The sequence below is a fragment of the Stenotrophomonas sp. 85239_Sma genome (assembly GCF_056481725.1).
The window spans coordinates 2,320,910-2,335,478 of sequence record NZ_CM151163.1 but is presented as its reverse complement, the minus strand read 5'-3'; the positions used below and the strand labels follow the sequence as shown (position 1 = coordinate 2,335,478).

The 14,569-nt window shown below is 65.4% G+C and carries 13 protein-coding genes; 11 read left to right on the top strand and 2 right to left on the bottom strand.

Annotation, left to right across the window (positions count from 1 at the left end):
* Positions 1 to 92: 92 nt before the first annotated feature.
* Positions 93 to 980 (bottom strand): LysR family transcriptional regulator, encoded by an 888-nt coding sequence (locus ACYKG1_RS10995; protein ID WP_100472358.1) that lies wholly within the window; start codon positions 978 to 980, stop codon positions 93 to 95.
* 225 nt (positions 981 to 1,205) lie between these two features.
* Between ACYKG1_RS10995 and ACYKG1_RS10990 the strand changes: the two genes are divergently transcribed.
* Genes ACYKG1_RS10990 through ACYKG1_RS10980 form a run of 3 tightly spaced genes read left to right on the top strand, consistent with a single transcriptional unit; the run spans position 1,206 to position 3,906 of the window.
* Entirely contained in the window at positions 1,206 to 2,168 is a 963-nt protein-coding gene (locus ACYKG1_RS10990) for an alpha/beta hydrolase (RefSeq protein ID WP_478470424.1), read from the top strand.
* A 2-nt stretch (positions 2,169 to 2,170) separates the two neighbouring features.
* Positions 2,171 to 3,379, top strand: a complete 1,209-nt coding sequence (locus ACYKG1_RS10985; protein WP_478472735.1) for an MFS transporter — start codon at positions 2,171 to 2,173, stop codon at positions 3,377 to 3,379.
* Positions 3,376 to 3,906, top strand: a complete 531-nt coding sequence (locus ACYKG1_RS10980) for a cyclophilin-like fold protein (RefSeq protein WP_478470423.1) — start codon at positions 3,376 to 3,378, stop codon at positions 3,904 to 3,906. Before ACYKG1_RS10985 ends, ACYKG1_RS10980 begins: the two co-directional genes overlap by 4 nt.
* 99 nt (positions 3,907 to 4,005) lie before the next feature.
* Here the strand turns inward: ACYKG1_RS10980 and ACYKG1_RS10975 are convergent, their stop codons facing one another.
* Positions 4,006 to 4,959: an alpha/beta fold hydrolase gene (locus ACYKG1_RS10975; protein ID WP_478470421.1), complete on the bottom strand. Its 954-nt coding sequence runs from the start codon at positions 4,957 to 4,959 to the stop codon at positions 4,006 to 4,008.
* A 169-nt stretch (positions 4,960 to 5,128) separates the two neighbouring features.
* Between ACYKG1_RS10975 and ACYKG1_RS10970 the strand changes: the two genes are divergently transcribed.
* From ACYKG1_RS10970 to ACYKG1_RS10935, 8 genes are all read left to right on the top strand, one after another.
* A complete protein-coding gene (locus tag ACYKG1_RS10970) occupies positions 5,129 to 5,698 on the top strand; it encodes a TetR/AcrR family transcriptional regulator (protein ID WP_478470420.1) in 570 nt (189 codons plus the stop codon).
* A gap of 61 nt (positions 5,699 to 5,759) precedes the next feature.
* On the top strand, positions 5,760 to 6,236 hold the full coding sequence (locus ACYKG1_RS10965; protein ID WP_478470419.1) for a nuclear transport factor 2 family protein: 477 nt from the start codon (positions 5,760 to 5,762) through the stop codon (positions 6,234 to 6,236).
* 117 nt (positions 6,237 to 6,353) lie between these two features.
* Positions 6,354 to 6,794 (top strand): hypothetical protein, encoded by a 441-nt coding sequence (locus ACYKG1_RS10960; protein ID WP_478470417.1) that lies wholly within the window; start codon positions 6,354 to 6,356, stop codon positions 6,792 to 6,794.
* Positions 6,795 to 6,890: 96 nt separating this feature from the next.
* Entirely contained in the window at positions 6,891 to 7,871 is a 981-nt protein-coding gene (locus tag ACYKG1_RS10955; RefSeq protein WP_478472682.1) for a CHAD domain-containing protein, read from the top strand.
* Between the two features lie 110 nt (positions 7,872 to 7,981).
* Positions 7,982 to 8,473, top strand: a complete 492-nt coding sequence (locus tag ACYKG1_RS10950; RefSeq protein ID WP_100472341.1) for an RNA polymerase sigma factor — start codon at positions 7,982 to 7,984, stop codon at positions 8,471 to 8,473.
* A complete protein-coding gene (locus tag ACYKG1_RS10945) occupies positions 8,470 to 9,519 on the top strand; it encodes a FecR family protein (protein ID WP_478472681.1) in 1,050 nt (349 codons plus the stop codon). The genes ACYKG1_RS10950 and ACYKG1_RS10945 overlap by 4 nt, the downstream gene beginning before the upstream one ends.
* 113 nt (positions 9,520 to 9,632) lie before the next feature.
* The gene (locus tag ACYKG1_RS10940; protein ID WP_478472680.1) at positions 9,633 to 12,701 is read left to right on the top strand and encodes a TonB-dependent receptor; all 3,069 of its coding nucleotides are present in this window, start codon (positions 9,633 to 9,635) and stop codon (positions 12,699 to 12,701) included.
* Between the two features lie 78 nt (positions 12,702 to 12,779).
* A complete protein-coding gene (locus ACYKG1_RS10935) occupies positions 12,780 to 14,177 on the top strand; it encodes a CehA/McbA family metallohydrolase domain-containing protein (protein ID WP_478472679.1) in 1,398 nt (465 codons plus the stop codon).
* Positions 14,178 to 14,569: the final 392 nt, after the last annotated feature.

Below are 14,569 nucleotides of genomic sequence, written 5' to 3'. Positions count from 1 at the left end.
CCGAGAGTGTCCGCGGCTGGCCGAAGTCGGAGGTGCCGGCGCCAGACAACCCGGCCAAGAGTGCTGGAGCCCCCGATCGATCCTGGGCAGGCCTAGACGCGCAGCGCATCGACCACCAACCGGAATGCTGGCGATGACTGCCGTCGGCTGGGGTAATACAGGTGGTATCCGGGAAATGGCGGACACCAGCGTGCCAGCACCCGCACCAGTTCGCCCGTTTCGATGTGGGGCGCGAACTCATCTTCGGGCAGGAAGGCGACACCCAGGCCCTCCAGCGCCGCAGCAACGATATGGTGACTGGCATTGAAGATGACTTGCCCTTCGACGCGCACGTTCTGCTCTCGCCCGGCTCGCTCGAATTCCCAAACGTAAAGGCCGCCATGGGTCGGGAACCGGATGTTGATGCAGCGATGGCCGACCAGATCACGCGGCGCCTTGGGCGGCGGATGCTTTTCCCAGTACGCAGGTGAAGCCACTGCCGCCATGCGCAACTGCGGCCCGATGGGCACGGCGATCATGTCCCTGTCGATCTCTTCGCCCATCCGCACGCCAGCGTCGAAACGATCCGCCACGATGTCCCGCAGGCCATAGGAGACGTCGAACTCGATATGGATGTCAGGGTACTGGTGCATCAACGGCGTGAGCTTGGGCAACAGCGTCGTGCGCAGCACGTGGTCGCCGCTGGTGATGCGCACCGTTCCGGCAGGCTTATCCCGCAGTTCGGTGATGGCGTCGAGTTCGGCTTCGATCTCGTCGAAGCGATGCCCGATGGCCCGCATCAGGCGCTCGCCGGCAGGTGTCGGCGCCACGCTGCGCGTGGTTCGGGTGAGCAGGCGGATCTGCATCCGCGCCTCCAAGCCGCTGACCGCCTGGCTGACCGCCGATTGGGTGACTCCCAATTGGGCGGCTGCGCGCGTGAAGCTGCCCTCGCGCGCTACCGCGATGAATGCAAGCAGATCGTTGAGGTTGCTCCTGGCCATGGGGCCCAGTGTGCCATGCACATTAATTAGAAGCACTAATAGACGCATTCACTAGTTAGTACCTAGTCGCAGAAGCGTCCTGGGACCAGACTGCACCGGCAATGGTGGTCGCCCGACCCCCAGGAGAGCCATATGAAAGCCCTTGCTCTGTCCGCCGCGCTGCTATTGGCCCTGGTGCCTGTCGCTGGCAGCGCCCAGGACGCCCCGACATCAGGAGGATATGCCATGACACTGACGCAGACCTGGGACAAGGTGTTCCCGAAAAGCGACAAGGTCGATCACCGCAAGGTGATGTTCAAGAACCGCTATGGCATCACCTTGGCGGCCGACCTGTATCGGCCGAAAAATGCCAGCGGCACACTGGCGGCGATCGCCGTCGGCGGCCCGTTCGGCGCGGTGAAGGAACAGTCGTCCGGCCTGTATGCGCAAACGATGGCCGAGCGCGGTTTCGTCACTCTGGCGTTCGACCCGTCCTATACAGGCGAAAGCGGTGGCGAGCCGCGCAATGTCGCCTCGCCAGACATCAATACCGAGGATTTCAGCGCCGCCGTCGATTTCCTCGGCCTGCAACCCAACGTCGATCGCGAGCGCATCGGCATCATCGGCATCTGCGGCTGGGGCGGAATGGCCTTGAATGCCACCGCCGTTGACAAGCGGGTCAAGGCCGTCGTGGCCAGCACCATGTACGACATGACGCGCGTCATGTCCAAGGGCTACAACGACCGCGTGACGCCGCAGCAGCGCACGCAGACGCTGGAGCAACTGAGTCGGCAGCGCTGGAAGGATGCGGAGGCCGGCAAGCCCGCCTACCAGCCACCCTACAACGAACTGAAGGGTGGCGAGGCGCAGTTCCTGGTCGAGTACCACGAGTACTACCGCACGAAGCGCGGGTATCACGCACGCTCGGTCAATTCCGGCAACGCCTGGACGATCACGACGCCGCTGTCCTTCATGAACATGCCGATCCTGACCTACATCAAGGAGATTTCGCCGCGCCCGATCCTGTTCATCCACGGTGAAAACGCCCACTCCCGCTACTTCAGCGAAACCGCGTACGCCGCTGCGGCGCAGCCGAAGGAACTGGTGATCGTACCGGGCGCCAACCACGTCGACCTGTACGACCAGATGGACAAGATTCCGTTCGACAGGATGGCGGACTTCTTCAATCAGAACCTGGCGGCGAAATGAGCATGCCGGTGGATATGCCGGCGGTCGTCGGCCAAGGCGAGGGGGCGGCGCAACCTGCACATTGGGGCGGGGTCTTCGCCATGACCCTGTGCGTGTTCGCGCTGATCGCGTCCGAGTTCATGCCCGTGAGCCTACTGACGCCGATGGCCGCCGACCTTCGCGTCAGCGAAGGTTGGGCGGGTTACGGCATTGCCATTTCCGGGGCGTTCGCCGTGCTCACGAGCCTGTCCATCTCCACGCTGGCCGGCAGCATGAACCGCAAGACCGTGCTGCTGGCACTGACCGGCCTGATGGCATTGTCAGGCACCGTGGTCGCGCTGGCGACGAACTATTTTGTCTATATGGCCGGACGTGCGCTGATCGGCGTGGTGATCGGCGGCTTCTGGTCGATGTCGGCGGCCACCGCGATGCGCCTGGTGCCGCCGGACCAGGTGCCGCGCGCCTTGGCCATCTTCAATGGCGGCAACGCCCTGGCCACGGTCATTGCCGCGCCCTTGGGCAGCTACCTGGGTTCGGTCATCGGCTGGCGCGGGGCCTTCTTCTGCCTGGTGCCGGTGGCGGCGATGGCGCTCGTCTGGCAGTGGATCAGCTTGCCAGACATGGCCATGGAGCCGGCAAGCAAGCCGGCGAACGTGTTCCGTCTGTTCAAGCGCCGATCGGTCGCATTGGGCATGGCTGCCTGTGGTGCGTTCTTCCTGGGGCAGTTCGCCTTGTTCACCTATGTGCGACCGTTCCTGGAAACAGTGGTGCGCGTGAACGTATCCACGCTGTCGCTCATCCTGCTGGGGATTGGTGTGGCCGGCGTCATCGGCACCGCAATCATCGGGACATTCCTCAAACAAGGTCTGTATCGAACCCTGATTGTCATTCCCGTCCTGATGGCGGCCATCGCCCTGGCCCTGATCCCCTTCGGCACCGGGCTCGGCACCTCGGCCGCCCTCCTGGCAATGTGGGGCCTGCTCGCTACGGCGGCGCCAGTGGGCTGGTGGAGCTGGATCGCGCAGGCCTTGCCGGGGGATGCCGAAGCCGGCGGTGGATTGATGGTAGCGGTGATCCAGTTGGCGATTGCCTTGGGCTCCACCATTGGCGGGATGCTGTTCGACGGCAGCGGCTATCAAGGCACCTTCGTGGTGAGTGCAGCCGTCCTCCTTTTGGGTGCCTTCCTGACCCTGCTGGCATCGCGCTCACAAGCGCCGCGGGGCGTTGCATGAGCGGCACGACCATGACCTCGAATTACTCTCGCCCCACCCTTGGACCGTCGGAGAAGAAGGCTCTGCGCGCGCTTGGCGTAGTGCTCGGCCTGTCGGTCATGGGTGGGTGCAAGGCCAGCCAGCCAGAGGCGTCCGTAGCCGTCGCCCAGGATGCCGTTACGGCATCCACCAGGCAGGAGGAGTCCCGAATGTGGATGACCATCGGCGAACGCCGCTTCGCCATCACCTTGGCCAACAACGAAACCGCAAGGACTTTCGCCACGCGATGCCCATTAACGCTGGACATGGCCGAGCTCAACGGCAACGAAAAGCACGCTGAACTCTCGCAAGCGCTTCCGGCCGATGCCAGTCGCCCCGGGACGATCCACAGCGGCGACCTGATGCTCTATGGATCGAGTACGGTCGTCGTCTTCTACAGAACCTTCCGCTCGTCTTACGCCTACACCCCGCTGGCGCGCGTGGATGATCCTGTTGGCCTGGGTCAGGAGCTCGGTCAAGGCAGTGTACAGGTGACTTTTTCGCAATGACCGCTTCTGGCCGAGGGCGGAAGCACGCCAAGGTAGAGCGCCGTAATGACACTCTGCGGTCCAGGTCGGGCTCCGGCGCGGTGCCGGAGCCCGTGCTGCTCACTTCTCCTGCAGGAACGTCAGCAGATCCTGGTTGACCTTGTCCTTGTGGGTATCGGTCAGGCCATGCGGCGCACCCGGGTACACAATCAGCCTGGCGCCCTTGATCAGCTTCGCCGACTGGCGGCCAGAGATGTCGATCGGCACGATCTGATCGTCGTCACCGTGGATCACCAGCGTCGGCACGTCGAACTTCTTCAGGTCGGCGCGGAAGTCGGTGGCCGAGAATGCAGCAATCGAATCGTACGTGTTCTTGTGGCCACCCTGCATGCCCTGCGCCCACCAGGTATCGATCAGGCCCTGCGACACCTTCGCGCCCGGGCGGTTGAAGCCGTAGAACGGGCCGGACGGGATGTCCTTGTACAGCTGTGCGCGGTTGTCCATCTGCGCCTTGCGGATGCCATCGAACACTTCAATCGGCAGCCCGTTGGGGTTGTCGGCGGTCTTCAGCATGAGCGGCGGCACCGAGCTGATCAGCACCGCCTTCTTCACCCGGCCGGTGCCATGGCGACCGATGTAGCGCGCCACCTCGCCACCACCTGTGGAGAAGCCCACCAGGGTGACGTCGTGCAGGTCCAGCGTGTTGATCACCGTGGCCAGGTCATCGGCGTAGTGATCCATGTCGTTGCCATCCCAGGGCTGGCTGGAACGACCGTGGCCGCGACGGTCATGCGCGATGACGCGGTAGCCGTGGTTGGCGAGGAAGATCATCTGCGATTCCCAGCTGTCCGAGTTCAGCGGCCAGCCGTGGCTGAAGGTAACCACCGGGCCGTCCTTCGGGCCCCAGTCCTTGTAGTAGAGCTGCACGCCATCGGCGGTGGTGATGTAGCTGGCGGTGCGCGCGATGCTGGTGACTGCCGCCGGCTTGGCCGGTTCGGCGGCTTGCGCGGACAGGCCGGCCTGGACCGACAGGGCGAGGGTGGCAATGGCCAGGGTGCGGGCGAAGGTGTTCATGCGGAAACTCTCATGGGTGGGTGGTGAGGCGTACTTTGCGCCTGCAAGCAGGCGCCTGGGTGATGAACTGTCCGGATTTCTTGATGGATCGTCTTGCACGGTTGTGCGCGTACGAACCGCCCGCCATCGCTTGTTGACATGGGTAGAACGAGCGTTCTACCTTGTGGCCATGAGCAAGGCTGGCACCGACACCCAACAGAAGATCCTGGCTACGGCCGAGGCGCTGATCTACCAGAACGGGATCCATGCCACCGGCATGGACCTGCTGGTGAAAACTTCCGGCGTTGCCCGGAAGAGCATCTACCGTCACTTTGAAAACAAGGACCAGGTAGCCGCTGCGGCACTGAGCGCGCGCGACGTTCGTTGGCTTCAGTGGTTCCAGCGGGAGTGCGACAAGGCCGACACCCCGGAGGCGCGCATCCTCGGCATGTTCACCGTGCTCAAGGACTGGTTCCAGTCCGAGGGCTATCGCGGGTGTGCCTTCATCAACACCGCAGGCGAGGTCGGCGACCCCGACGATCCGATTCGCCACATCGCAAGACATCACAAGCAGAAGCTGCTGGATTACACGCTGGAACTGACCGCACAGCTGGATATCGAGCAGCCGGCTGCCTTGGCGCGGCAGCTGCTGGTTCTCATGGAAGGCGCCATCACCGTCTCGCGCGTGATGGGCGACTACAACGCCGCAGACACTGCAAGGGATGTTGCAGCGGTGTTGTTGGAGCAGGCCAGGCGCTGACGCCTGAGTCATCAAAACCCGTCAAAGCACCCCGTTCATCCACTTGATTGGAGGTCCCACCGTGTCCACTGAAGCACCCCGTCCGCCACTCCCCGCGTTCACCCGTGAATCGGCCATCGAGAAAGTGCGCCTTGCCGAGGATGGCTGGAACTCCCGCGATGCCGACAAGGTTTCGCTGGCCTATTCGCTGGACACCGAGTGGCGCAACCGTGCCGAGTTCACCCATGGGCGCGAGGAAGCCCGGCAGTTCCTGGCCCGCAAGTGGAACAAGGAGCTTGAGTACCGCCTGATCAAGGAGCTATGGGCCTTCACCGACAACCGCATTGCCGTGCGCTACGCCTATGAGTGGCACGACGACTCCGGCAACTGGTTCCGCTCCTATGGAAACGAGAACTGGGAATTCGGCGCCGATGGCCTGATGCAGCGCCGCTTCTCGAGTATCAACGACATGCCGATCAAGGAAAGCGATCGCAGGTTCCACTGGCCACTGGGGCGTCGGCCGGATGATCATCCGGGGCTGTCTGACCTGGGCATGTGAGCGACCGCAGTGGCGCCACCGGAGGTGCGCCTCGGCCAGGATGAGGCGGTCGGCATCATTCAGGGGGTTCCTGGCAGGATCGCCATAAAAACGTGCCCGTCGTAAGAGGTATCCAGCTTGACCCAACGAAACGTGCGTGCAGGACTGTTGCTTGCCTATATCATGCTTCTTGCGCTGCTGGCGTCTACCCCCTGGATCTGGCAGAAGTGGTCGCCCGGTGGCTTTGCAGCACCCGGCCCATTCTTCTGCAAAGAGCTTTTAAGCTCGGGCGGCGATGATGATGTAATGATCATGGCATTTGTCGTCTTTGTGCTGCCACTGGTGCTGCGAGTCATTCGCCTGCTTTGTCCCGTTGGGGTTTATGAGGTCTGGCTTTTCTATATTTGCGTGGGCTTTGTAGGCTTCTCGCTGATGCTGGCCAGCCTCGATTGCGCGGATGTCTTCTATACGGCGTTCGTGCTTCCTGATCCCGCGTTGGCAGCGGCATTGCTGGCGATACCCGTTGCGGCTTTGGTGCTCGCTTATCTCCGGGCCAAATCGCGCCCAACTGCGCGCTGAACTGCACCATCGTCATTCGGAGCTGTTTCCGCTGCCACGCGATGCTGCCCAAGCCTCGTGGGTGCCGTAGCCGCTCTGGCGCAGATGCGCTGGACGATGTCGATCACTGTATCGGTTGTCCGGCAGAGGTGGCTCCGTCCGTCGCCCATTGCGACGGTGGTGATACGGCGATGCAGCACACCCCCCCCCAAGGACTCGTCGTTGGTCTGTTCGCGACCGGCGGGTACACTCGGGCCGACCCATGCGATGGACAACCCCATGCCAGCCGTCGGTGCAGGGCCGATCATCAGCAAGCGCGCGCAGCGTGAGTGCCAGGAGGCACTCCAGCAGCTTTCGCTGCTCGCCGATCCGCATGCCGCGATCCATTCCGTCCGCAAGCACATCAGGAAACTGCGTTCGCTGCTGGCGCTGGTGCGCAATCCAGCGTTCGATCTGCAGGACCTGGATGCCACGCTGCGCCGCCTGGGCGTCAGCCTGTCCGATGCACGCGATGCGCATGTCGTGGTGGAAGCGGCGCAGCGGCTGCAGCAGCTTCATCCGGCACCGGGCTGGGCAGCGGTGATCGATGTGCTCTCGGCCAGGCGTGCCCGCATTCTCGAGCAGCTGCTGCGGCGGGATCCCGGGCTGCAGCGCAGGGCCATGACGCTTCGGCGCGTCGCCCGGCAGCTGCAGGACCAGCCCTGGCACGCACTGCGCCGTCGGGACGTCCGCGCCGGGCTGGAGCGGACCCGACGCCGGGTCCGCAAGGCCGCAACCCGCGCGACCCATGGCGGCACCAACGACGTCGAAGGCGTCCACCGCTGGCGCCGGCGCGCGCGGCGGCTGCGCATGCAGCTGGAACTGCTCAAGGACATGAAGCTGCGCCCTGGACGCTCCCGCGAAGGGCCGGAACACGGCAAGGCCGCCCGATCGCTGCATCAGCTCAGCGATCGACTGGGCGACATGCAGGATCTGCGGCTCCTGCGCAATCTGGTGCGGGCGATGCCCGCCTGCAGCGGCAAAGCGGTGGTGCTGCAGCTGATCGACGCAGCGCGCCACCCGCTGCCCGTCGACGCCGACGCAGGGACCGGCGCCTGACGGCGAGGCGGCCGTCATGAACGCGTCATACGGCACGCTTACCTTGCGGCGCACTTCAGGGGGTAAAGGCGACGCAGGTGGCCGAGCAGGCAAGACGGCGCCTGGCGCGCATGTTCGAGGACCACGCGCCGCTGCTGCGCGGCTTTTTCGTGCGGCGCGGCGCGCGGCAGGATGCCGAGGACCTGGTGCAGGAAACCTATCTGCGCCTGCTGCGTGCGCATGAAGGCAAGGGCGAGCCGATCGCCAACCCGGAAGCGTACCTGTTCACTGTCGCGCAGAATCTGGCCCGCGAGCAGGCCGCGCGCCGGCGCTGGTCGACGCTGTCCATCGAAGAGATCGAAGGCCCGGGCCAAAGCCTGGCCAGCGGGGAATGCGTGGAAGATGCCGCCGAACGCGAACAGCGCCGTCAACGCCTGCAGGCGGCACTGGGAACCCTTCCCGAGCACACCCGGGCGGTGCTGGTCATGCAGTACCGCGATGGATTGAGCTACAAGCAGATCGCCGAACGCATGGGTGTTTCACCGCACATGGTGAAGAAGCACGTGGTACGCGGGCTGTCGGTATGCCGCCGGGCGATGGCCGAACCGGCGGGGAGGTCGTGAGCGTGGCCATTGAACACCCGTCGGCGCTGACCCGGGCCGCCGCGCACTGGCATGCGCTGCAGCGCGAAGGTGACCTCAGCCCATCGCAGCAGCGCGCTTTCATGCAGTGGCTGCTGGTGTCCCCCGACCATCTGCGTGAGTACATGGCCATCAGCGAGGTGGCCGGGGCACTGGCCGAGACGCTGCGCGGCATGCCCGATGACCTGGACGCGCTGTTGAGCGCGCCTGCGCCAACCCGCAACGACGTCGACAATGTAGTGCGGTTGTCGCCACGGCCCGCCGTTGCAGCCCGGGAACGCGCGGCGCGGCCGGTACGCGGGCTGCCCCGCATCGCGGTGGCGGCGGTGCTGATGCTGGCCGTCGGGGTGGGCACCACCGTTGCCTGGCCGCGCACCGGGCACTACGTGGCCGCACATTGCACGCCACGCCAGATCACCCTGTCCGACAGCACCGTCGTGCGCCTGGATGCGGAAAGCGAGATATCGGTGCGCATGACCCTGCTTGGGCGGCGCGTCGAGCTCGAACGTGGCCAGGCCAGCTTCGCCGTGGCCAAGGACCGGCGCCCCTTCGCGGTGCACGCCGCAGGCCTACAGGTCACCGATATCGGCACCACGTTCGATGTCTCGCTGCTGCGCGAGCAGGCGCGCATCGGGGTGAGCGAGGGCCGCGTGCATGTGCGTGGCGATGGTGGTCGCGGCCGCATGCTCGCCGACCTTGGCGCAGGGCAGGCCGCGCAGGTCGATTACCGTGACCAGCGCGTGCGCATCCGCGATGAGGACGCCGCCAGCATGACTGCGTGGTGGTCAGGGCGGGTGATCTTCCGCGACGAAGCACTGCGCGACGTGGCCGACCGCTTCAACCGGCGCAACGCGCTGCGCCTGCATGTCAGCGACGACGCCGGCGCGCTGCGCCTGACCGGTAACCTGCGCGCCGATGACGTGGCATCGCTGCGTGCGTTTCTTGACCAGCAGCCGACGCTGGTCACGCAGGCCGATGCGGACGGGATCCACGTGCGGCTGCGTGCCGGGTCGCCGCCGGCGCTGTAAGAAAAAATTCATCGAAAAAGCGGTGCCCGATCAGCGCGCTGCGCCCTCGTAGTTGGGGAAAGCAGGAACACATCCGTTCCGCGACCACCGCCATTCCCTCACTGGATCCCACGATGCGCCGCACACTGTTCCTTTCCATCGCCCTTGCACTGCAGGTCACCGCCACGGCCGGCGCCCACGCCGCAGAACCGGCCCGCATCGCCAGCGAGGCGATCGCCTCGCAGCCATTGGATGGGGCGCTCAACGCGCTGTCGCGCCAGACCGGCCTGCAGTTCGTCTACAACGCGCAGACTGCCGGCAATCCGCGTACCGCGGGCGTACCGGCCGGGCTGAGCGCGGACGCGGCGCTCAGCCGCCTGCTGGCCGGGACCGGCCTGCGCTACCGCTATCTCAACGCCACCACCGTCACCATCGAAACGCAGGATGCGGCTGCACCGGCATCCACCTCGGCGCTGGCAACGCCAGGCCCCGTGGGCGGCGCGGTCGCGGCATCGGCGCAGGCAGGGGCGGCGGCGCCCAGCGCGCAGGCGGCCAACCTGGAAACCATCCAGGTCACCGGCAGCTACAGCCGCAGCCTGGAGCAGGCGGTGGACATCAAGCGCGCCACCGTGGGCTTCTCTGACTCGATCGTTGCCACCGACGTGGCCGACTTTCCCGAACAGAATCTCGCAGAAGCGCTGCAGCGCATGCCGGGCGTGACCATCGAACGCAACAAGGGCCTGGGCACCAAGGTCAACGTGCGCGGCCTGCCTTCGGAGTACACCCACGTTTCGATCAACGACCTGGCCACCGCGTCGGGCAGCGGCGGGCGCGACGTGGAATTCGACATGTTCGCCTCGGAGATCATCCAGCAGGTGACCGTGCAGAAGTCGCCCACGGCCGCGGACGAGGAGGGGGGCATTGCCGGCTCGGTGAAGATTTCCACCGCGCGCCCGTTCGACTACAACGAACGCAAGCTGGTGTTCTCCGCCGAGGGCGCGCACAACAGCATCTCGGAGGAAGTGGACCCGCGCTTTGCCTTCCTCGCCGCCGACACGTGGGGGGACTGGGGCGCACTGGTGTCGTACTCGCAGTCCAAGCGCACCAACCGGACCGACTCCACCTCGGGCATCAACTTCCGCCCGTCGTCGCGCTTCCTCACGGCCTCGGGTACCCGCGGCACCCAGGCGCAGTCGGTGCTGCGCCGCGACGCAGGCGTCAACATCACCAACCGCAATGATGCCGAGCAGACCAACCGGGTCGTGTTCCAGGACAAGGTCGGCGACCGCGTCTACCTCAACGAGCAGGACAAGTGGGGCGCGACTGGATCGCTGCAGTACAAGCCGAGCAACAATTTCAGCCTGACCTTCGATGCGATGGTCGGTGGCTATGACAGCACCGAGGACGAGTACGACGCGGCCGCCTATTCCGCCTCCAGCCGCAGCACCTTCGACACCATCCATTCGTACGACGCCAGCACCCTGTCCGAGTACGGCATGGTGGTGCTGCGTGATGTGTCCTACACCGCCACCCAGCACGAGATGCTGAGCAAGGAGCGGATCAACAAGACCGACTACAGCCAGTACAGCCTGGCCATGGACTGGAAGGGTGACCGCTGGTACGTGGATGCGCTGGTAGGGTATTCGGGCGCGGAGAAGACTTCGGATTTCTCCAACCTCAAGCACGTGGCCTATGCGCCGTCGCGTACCCGCTGGACCGGCGCCAGTGGTGAAACCCTTCCCACCGGCGCCGCCGGCAGCTTCGACATGTACAACGATCCGCGCCGCTATCTGTTCGAGGCCTACGAGACCACGCTGGAGAAGGTGAAGGATGACAAGTACGCCGCCCAGGTCAATGTCACCCGCCTGCTGGACATGGCCTTCCTGCCCGCGCTGCACACGGTCCGGTTCGGCGCGCGCTACACCGACCGATCCAAGGAGCGCCAGTATGGCGAACTGAAGATCACCGGGCCGAGCGCTGGCAGCGCGGCCTGGGTCAACACCCGCACGATGGCCGACAGCCCGCTGCAGTACATCGACGACATCGTCCCCGGCGGCAGCTACTCCAACAAGGGGCTGGCCTGGCAGCAGATCTCCAACGACTACGCCCGCAGCGCATTCCGTTACGCGGGCTTCCAGACCCCGTTCGACTCGGGGCAGTTCTACCAGGTCGATGAGAAGGTGATGAGCTTCTACGCGATGGCCGACTTCGCCTTCGATATCGGCAGCGTGCCTTTCACTGTCAACGCCGGCGCACGCTACGTGGATACGAAGGTCGATTCGTTCGGCTACCACCCGATCCAGCTGCCCAACGGCAGCACCGGCTACACCGATACGCCGGTGTCCAAGGATGGCAGCTACGACGATCTGCTGCCCAGCTTCAACATGACCGCCGAGCTCGCGCATGGCCTGCTGCTGCGTGCGGCCGCGTCCAAGGTAATGATGCGCCCGGCGCTGACCGACATCGCCTACAAGCGCACCGCCAGTTGGAGTTCCTACCGTTTCACCGACGGCAATCCCGAACTGAAGCCGACCTACGCCAAGCAGTGGGAAATCGGCCTGGAGAAGTACCTGGACAACGGCGCGCTGTTCGCCGCCAGCTACTTCCGCAAGAACATCGACGGTGTGGTGATCAACTCGCTGACCGGCGTGGTCCAGGATGTGGCGGTGTACAACGCCAACGGCAGCCTCAATGGCATCTACGATTTCGACGTGTACCAGCCGGTCAATGCCAAGGGTGCCTACGAGGTCGACGGCATCGAACTGGTGGCGCAGCTGCCGTTGAACATGTTCACGCCGTGGCTGGACGGGTTCGGCATCAACGCCAACTACACGATGCTGGACAGCTCGCTGGCCGGCGAGTCCGACCTGGGCATCCGCACCCCGATGCCGGGGTTGTCGGAGAAGACCTGGAACTTCACCGCGTACTACGAGAATGAACGTTTCGACGCGCGCGTGTCCTACAACCACAAGGACGAGTACGTCGAATCGATCGGCTACAACCTGTACCCGATCTGGCGCGATGCCTATGGCCAGATGGACGTATCGATCGGTTACCGCATCACCGACAACATCAAGATCAGCCTGAAGGGCATCAACCTCACCAACGAGCGGACCAGCGGCTACACCATGGACCCGTCCTTCCCGACCATGGATGAGACCTCTGGCCGTCGCATCAGCCTGGGCCTGCGCGCGGACTTCTAGGCAAGCGTTCCCGCACGGGCGGCGTGCGGACCGGAGAGGGTCCGTGCGTCGTCCGTGCGCTTTCTCAGGAAAAGACTCATGAAGACCCCTCTGATGCTGGCGCTGCTCGCCGCAGCGGCCCCGGCATTTTCGGCCACGGCCACGACAGCGGCCGATGCCGGCCGCCAATGGCTGGCCGGCGACCACCACGTGCACAGCGAATGGAGCGTGGACTGGGACCGCAGCACCACGCCGCCCACACCGGTCCGCGGTGGTGACTCGCCCTACAGCCGCAGCCGCAACGCCGCCCAGGCCAGAGCGTTCGGCCTGCGCTGGATGGTCCACACCGACCACGGTGGCCCCGGCCACTCCGCGGTCACCCGCGACCAGGCGTATCCCGCGCTGCTGCAAGCACGCACCGACGTTCCCGAGGTGATCCAGTTCAATGGCATGGAATTCGACGTGCCCGCGGGCGAGCACGCCTCCCTGATCATCGCGCCGGGCCCGCAGGAACGGGACCAACTGGTCACCGCCGAGCGGGATTTCAGCCGCAGCGAACCGCTGCACGATAGCCGCGACAGCGAACAGCAGATGCAGGCCGCACTGGCCTACCTGGGGGGCCTGCGCCCGGCACCGCTGATGTTCATCAACCATCCCTCGCGCACCGCGACGGCGATGGGGCAGTGGGGCGAGGTGACCCCGGGCGAGCTGCGCGGCTGGCATGCGGCCGCACCCAATGTGCTGGTAGGCATGGAGGGTGCGCCCGGGCACCAGGCGATCCGCAGCGAACGCGGGCTGTACCGCAACGCGGCCGCCCCAACCGTAGGCGGCTATGACCAGATGACCGCGCAGGTGGGAGGTGTGTGGGACCAGATGCTGGCCGATGGCATCCGCTTCTGGATCACCGCCAACTCCGACTCGCATGTGAACCTGCGCGACGGTGGGCGCGACTACGACCCGGGTGAGTACAGCAAGACCTATGCCTGGGCGCGCCCGGATGCGGAAGACATCCTGGATGCGCTGCGCAAGGGGCGCATGTTCACCGTCACCGGTGACCTGATCGATGCCTTGGAATTGCGCGTGACCGCTGGCGACTCCAGCGGCGGAATGGGCGATACGCTGGTGCTGCGGCCAGCGCAGACGATGCAGGTGGAGGTGCGGGTACGGCAGCCGGCCGGCGCCAACGCGAACGGGCAGCACCCGGCGCTGAAGCGCATCGAGCTGATCATCGGCGGCAGGGACGGGGAGGGCAGGCTGCAGATGCAACGGCGCGGCTTCGACGCGGCAACCTGGGTGCGGGAGGGTGACTGGATCGTGGCGCGCGGGTCACTGCCGGCACCGCCGCGCGGCGGCTTCGTGCGGGTGCGGGGCAACAGCACCGGTGCGGTCGATGCACTGGCGGACGCGCCCGGCGAAGACCCGTGGCAGGATCTGTGGTTCTACTCCAACCCGGTCTTCGTCACGATTGCCGGCAGCGTCATCCCGCCGCAGCGGTGACCTCGGACCGTCTGTTGGCGTGATGCAGGTTGTCTGCTACAAGCCCATCTGCAGACGCAGACCGGAGGAAGGATCACCGTGTCAGAACCCTATTCAGCCATGCTCAGCCTTCGCATGTGCCGCCAGGATCTTGCCCGATGGCTGGCCGCGCCGGTGCCTGCGGTATCCCGATGGTCAGACTGGCGAGGCATCGCCGGGCAGTGGCGCATGCACAACGGCGGGTACCTGCTGCTGGCGAGCGTACTCACGGGGATGTTTGTCTTCCTGTACTTTCTCGCACGTGACTACCTCAAGAGCCTCGGCTGGATGCTCGGCCCGTTCGATCCCAATCTGGGGTACCCCTCTGACGCGGCACCGTATCCGAGCGCCGCATGGCGCAGTTCCGCAGACCA

Coding starts and splice junctions, on each gene's coding strand:
- ACYKG1_RS10940 (WP_478472680.1), top strand. CDS start 9,633: ATGCGCCGCACACTGTTCCTTTCCATCGCCCTTGCACTGCAGGTCACC.
- ACYKG1_RS10990 (WP_478470424.1), top strand. CDS start 1,206: ATGACACTGACGCAGACCTGGGACAAGGTGTTCCCGAAAAGCGACAAG.
- ACYKG1_RS10950 (WP_100472341.1), top strand. CDS start 7,982: ATGTTCGAGGACCACGCGCCGCTGCTGCGCGGCTTTTTCGTGCGGCGC.
- ACYKG1_RS10995 (WP_100472358.1), bottom strand. CDS start 980: ATGGCCAGGAGCAACCTCAACGATCTGCTTGCATTCATCGCGGTAGCG.
- ACYKG1_RS10980 (WP_478470423.1), top strand. CDS start 3,376: ATGAGCGGCACGACCATGACCTCGAATTACTCTCGCCCCACCCTTGGA.
- ACYKG1_RS10975 (WP_478470421.1), bottom strand. CDS start 4,959: ATGAACACCTTCGCCCGCACCCTGGCCATTGCCACCCTCGCCCTGTCG.
- ACYKG1_RS10955 (WP_478472682.1), top strand. CDS start 6,891: ATGTCGATCACTGTATCGGTTGTCCGGCAGAGGTGGCTCCGTCCGTCG.
- ACYKG1_RS10970 (WP_478470420.1), top strand. CDS start 5,129: ATGAGCAAGGCTGGCACCGACACCCAACAGAAGATCCTGGCTACGGCC.
- ACYKG1_RS10935 (WP_478472679.1), top strand. CDS start 12,780: ATGAAGACCCCTCTGATGCTGGCGCTGCTCGCCGCAGCGGCCCCGGCA.
- ACYKG1_RS10985 (WP_478472735.1), top strand. CDS start 2,171: ATGCCGGTGGATATGCCGGCGGTCGTCGGCCAAGGCGAGGGGGCGGCG.